Genomic DNA, 4,353 nt, shown 5'->3' with positions numbered 1-4,353 from the left:
GGCCGCGCTCACAGCACGGGCGATGCGGTCACCGCGCTCGGCTGCGCGCACGATGGTGCGGGACTGCGGGGGCTCGACGCCGGCGCGGTGCCAGGCCCACGAGGGGATGCGGTACCACTGCGCGGCCGTCGGAGGCACGAACATCGGTCGCGGCGTGGGGCCGGGTGCACGTTCACCGAAGCGGGAGACGAGCCAGCGCCAGGCGCCGAAGGCCTGCATGCCGGTGACCTTCTGTTCGATGATCGCGCAGGCGAGAGCATCGAACACCGCGTCGGTGCGGGCGAGCCGCAGCCCGGGGGTGCGCCGGGCGGACTCTGCGATGAGCGGATGCAGCGACGCGTCGAAGTCGCCGGGCTCGTCGTGTGCGCCGCAGAGTGCGGGAACGCCCTCGAGAGCGTGCTCGGCTCCGGAACCCCAGGCCGAGACCCTGACCTCGTCGCCGGACATGCGCAGGACGAGTGTCGCGGGGCCGAGCGGCGTGCGCACGGCACGCCAGATGACGCCGCCGTCGACGATCATCGTCGGATCGGTGCTGCCGCGGCGGAGCATGCCGACGGTGCGTCGGAGATCGAGCGGATGCGGCGGCCGGTAGACGGTCTCCCATCGAGCATCCGCGGGCGCGGCGTCGGCCGCTGCAGGGTGCTCGATCAGGGTCATGCGCCCACCCTACGCGCCGGTCCTGACACCGACCCGAGGTGACTCAGAAGCGGTCGGGCGAGGGGGTTCCGTGGCCGTAGCGGATGACGACGTCGGCGTGGCGGTCGAACCGGTAGCCGATGCCGCGCACGGTCCGGACGATGTCCTCGTAGCGGCCGAGCTTGGCGCGAAGGCGGCGGACGTGCACGTCGATCGTGCGCTCGCCGGGCGTCTCGTCGTCCTGTGCCTGCCAGAGCGCGGAGACCAGCTCGCTGCGCTCGATCGTGCGTCCCTCACGGAGCACCAGGTACTGCAGCAGCTCGAACTCCTTGTAGGTGAAGGCCGCGGACTCTCCGTCGATGAGCACGCGCTTGCGGGAGATGTCGACGGTCACGCCGGTCTCCTCTTCCACGGTGTCCTCTTCGGCGGCGGCCTTGGTGCGGGCGATGGCACCCGGCTCCTGCAGGGCGAGGCGGACGACGTCGAGGTCGCGGCCCCCGGAGCCGTGCGGTGCGAGGGCGACCGTGGCGTGGGTCTCGGCTCCCGGTGCGAGCTCGGCGAGCGTGCGGCGCAGTGCGTCGACGAGGAGGGGGAGGCTGACCCCGGCTTCGGCTGCCTTGATCTCGTCGAGTCCGACGTAGAGGGCGAAGCCGCGGGGCGAGCGGACGGCGGGCAGATCGGCTCCGGCGGCGGCCAGGGGAGCAGCGGCGTCCGGCTGCGTGCGGATCGCGGCGGTGGTGGCGGGACGCTCGAGAAGTGCGGTGTTCGACATGATGATGAGTCCTCAGGACGTGAGCCCGGATCGAGCGGGGCTCTGATGCGTTGCATGAATGACCGGCGGAGCCGGGAAGCGAGCAAAGGGTGGATGCTCGGTGACTCTGACCTCGCAGATGGCGAGGCGTCAGGTCAGGCGGGGTGGCTGTTCGTTCAGCGACACATTCGGCAACACATGCCAACGCGACCGGGCATCATCATCCCGGCAGTCCTGTTCGCCTCCTGGGCGGACAAAGGGCTTGCGTTGGTGGTCATGGGGGGATTATGTCCGATCATGACCGCTCATGTCAAAACGTCCGGGCGACCGTGAGCGGGCGTAACGTTGCTCGGATGACGATCTCGCACACTGTCGGCGGCTTCATCCTGACCGACGAGAAGGACGCGTCGCGCTATACGCTCATGCGCGACGGAAAGCTCGTGAGCGTTCTCGACTACCGCGACGACGGACACACGATCGCTCTGACGCGAGCCTTCACGGTCCCGACTTTCCGCGGCAACGGCTATGCCGGAAAGGTGGTCGAGGGGGCCGTCGCCGACATCGAGGAGCGCGGAGACCGCAAGGTCGACGCCGTCTGCTGGTACGTCGCGGACTGGTTCGCAGCGAACCCCGAGCACGCCCCGCTGCTGCGTTCGCGCTGACTCGCCTGCTGTATGACGCCGTGTTACGGCCGCCTGCTGCGAGGATGAGCCCATGAAACTCGCTGAGGCCCTCACCGCACGAGCCGATCTGCAGCGCCGCATCGAGCAGCTGCGTGCCCGCATCGTCGCGAACGCCCGCTTCCAGGAGGGGGAGGAGCCGGCTGAGGATGCCGCGGCCCTCATCGTCGAAGCCGACGCCGCCCTGACCCAGCTGCGTGACCTGATCCGTCGCATCAATGCGACCAACGCGCGACTCGAATTGGGCGCGGACGGCACGATGACGGATGCGCTCGCCGCCCGCGATGTGCTGCGCCTGCGCCATTCCGTGCTGACGGATGCGGCCGCCGCGGCATCCGGATCGAACGACCAGTACTTGCGTCAGATGCGGTCGGAGCTGCGGCAGGTCTCGGCGCTGCCGGTCGCGCAGTTGCGATCGAGGGCCGACGCCGTCGCGCAGGAGCTGCGGGAGCTCGATAACCGGATCCAGCAGGCGAACTGGTCGAACGACCTCGAGGAGGAGAGCGGAAGTCGGTAGTCACGACGAAGCGGGCACAACCCTCAGTCGGCGGGGCAAGCCGGCACCTGTCGGGCGGAGGGCAGCCCTGATATCGCATCGCGCAGCCCCGCACGCCGCACAGGTGAAGGTGCACAGCGCATCTCGCATCACCGCGTGCCGATCGTCGCGACGAGGGTGGGTCAGGGGACCTTCCGCTTCCTCCTCGAACATCATGCGATAGAATGGAGTTCTGCTCAGCCCCGTTGGCTGAGGTGGTCAGGCGCCGAGAGGCGCGCTGATCCGAGGCTCGAAACCTCCGGCATCCTCATCAGACACCGGAGGTTTTTCCATGTCTTCATCTCTGCGCGCCCGTCCACATTCCCGGTGGTGGGCACTCATCGTCATCTCCCTCACTCAGCTCGTCGTGGTGCTCGACGGCACCATCGTGAGCATCGCGCTGCCGCGCGCACAGGCCGCTCTCGGTCTCACCGACGGGCAGCGGCAGTGGGTCGTCACGGCCTACGCCCTCGCGTTCGGTGCGCTCCTCCTCTTCGGCGGACGCCTCGCCGACTACATCGGCCGCAAGCGCATCTTCATGATCGGCATGATCGGATTCGGCGCGGCATCGCTGTACGGCGGATTCGCACAGCAGGGGTGGGAGCTCATCCTCGCGCGCGGACTCCAGGGCGTCTTCGCGGCGCTGCTCGCTCCGGCGGCGTTGGCGCTCTTGACGGTGTCGTTCCCCTCCGGCCGCGACCGCAACACCGCCTTCGCCGTGTTCGGTACCGTCGCCGGAACGGGGGCCGCGGTCGGCCTGCTGCTCGGCGGGCTGCTGACCGAGTTCGCCGACTGGCGCTGGTGCCTCTTCGTCAACCTCTTCTTCGTCGTGATCGGACTCATCGGCGGCGCTCTCTTCCTCACCGAGAGCAGGGCCGAAGGCGAGAACCGGTATGACGTCTGGGGCACCATCACGGTGACCCTCGGGCTCGGGGCACTCGTCTACGGGTTCAGCCTCGCCGAGCACGGCTGGGGCGATCCACTGACGATCACGTTCCTGGTGCTCGGTGTCGTCCTGCTCGCGGTCTTCCTCTGGATCGAGAGCCGGGTCGCGCAGCCGCTGCTGCCGTTGCGGATCGTGGCCGACCGCGTCCGGGGTGGGGCGTTCCTCATCCAGGGTGTCGCCGGCGCCATCATGATCGGCGCCACGATGTACCTCACGTTCCACCTGCAGTTCGTGCTCGGGATGGGGGCGTTCCCGGCAGGACTCGCCACGCTGCCCCTGCCGATCGCGACCATGATCATCGCCCCGATCGCGACCCGGCTGCTGCCGGTGATCGGACCGCGGCCGATGCTCATCGTCGGACCGCTGCTCGCCGCGGCGGGGATGGTCTACCTCTCGGGGATCACGCCGGACGGCGCGTACCTCCTGCAGGTCGCCCCTGCGCTGGTGGTGCTCGGCGTCGGCATGGCTTTCATCTTCATCCCGCTGCAGAACCTGGCGCTGTCGGGGGTGGCCCCGCACGATGCCGGGGTCGCGTCCGCCATGGCGAACTCGGCGATGCAGATCGGCGGATCGATCGGGCTGTCGGTGTTCACCGCCGTGTACGCGGCTTCCGTGGGCGGGCACGCTCAGGCCGACGTCACGCCGTCGCAGTTGACCGACGCATACGGCTGGACGTTCATCGCCGCCGCGATCTTCATGGTCGCCGCCTCCGTGATCGCGATGTTCCTGGTGCGCGGCACCAAGGAGGAGCTGATGCCCACGCAGGGCGAGCGGGCCCTCGCCGCGCACTGAGCCGTGGTCGCGG

5 protein-coding genes are annotated in these 4,353 nt (G+C 69.2%); 3 read left to right on the top strand and 2 right to left on the bottom strand.

Annotated elements, in window-relative coordinates; genetic code table 11:
- Both ACNPM4_RS11965 and ACNPM4_RS11960 read right to left on the bottom strand, forming a co-directional pair.
- On the bottom strand, window positions 1-657 hold a 657-nt coding region (locus tag ACNPM4_RS11965; RefSeq protein WP_448985836.1), incomplete at its 3' end, for a DNA-3-methyladenine glycosylase family protein.
- A gap of 43 nt (window positions 658-700) precedes the next feature.
- A complete protein-coding gene (locus ACNPM4_RS11960; protein WP_029263833.1) occupies window positions 701-1,408 on the bottom strand; it encodes a winged helix-turn-helix domain-containing protein in 708 nt (235 codons plus the stop codon).
- A gap of 332 nt (window positions 1,409-1,740) precedes the next feature.
- Here ACNPM4_RS11960 and ACNPM4_RS11955 point away from each other — a divergent pair, with 332 nt between their 5' ends.
- From ACNPM4_RS11955 to ACNPM4_RS11945, 3 genes are all read left to right on the top strand, one after another.
- Window positions 1,741-2,049, top strand: a complete 309-nt coding sequence (locus ACNPM4_RS11955) for a GNAT family N-acetyltransferase (protein ID WP_029263834.1) — start codon at window positions 1,741-1,743, stop codon at window positions 2,047-2,049.
- 52 nt (window positions 2,050-2,101) lie between these two features.
- Window positions 2,102-2,584, top strand: a complete 483-nt coding sequence (locus tag ACNPM4_RS11950) for a DIP1984 family protein (protein WP_029263835.1) — start codon at window positions 2,102-2,104, stop codon at window positions 2,582-2,584.
- 310 nt (window positions 2,585-2,894) lie between these two features.
- Entirely contained in the window at window positions 2,895-4,340 is a 1,446-nt protein-coding gene (locus ACNPM4_RS11945; protein WP_448985835.1) for an MFS transporter, read from the top strand.
- Window positions 4,341-4,353: the final 13 nt, after the last annotated feature.

The sequence above is a fragment of the Microbacterium umsixpiens genome (assembly GCF_053543675.1).
Note: the sequence above shows the minus strand (reverse complement) of the source record. Positions and strands in the feature narration are given on the sequence as shown.

Excerpts from the sequence above, each read along its gene's own strand:
- ACNPM4_RS11960 (WP_029263833.1), bottom strand. The coding sequence starts at position 1,408 with ATGTCGAACACCGCACTTCTCGAGCGTCCCGCCACCACCGCCGCGATC.
- ACNPM4_RS11955 (WP_029263834.1), top strand. The coding sequence starts at position 1,741 with ATGACGATCTCGCACACTGTCGGCGGCTTCATCCTGACCGACGAGAAG.
- ACNPM4_RS11950 (WP_029263835.1), top strand. The coding sequence starts at position 2,102 with ATGAAACTCGCTGAGGCCCTCACCGCACGAGCCGATCTGCAGCGCCGC.
- ACNPM4_RS11945 (WP_448985835.1), top strand. The coding sequence starts at position 2,895 with ATGTCTTCATCTCTGCGCGCCCGTCCACATTCCCGGTGGTGGGCACTC.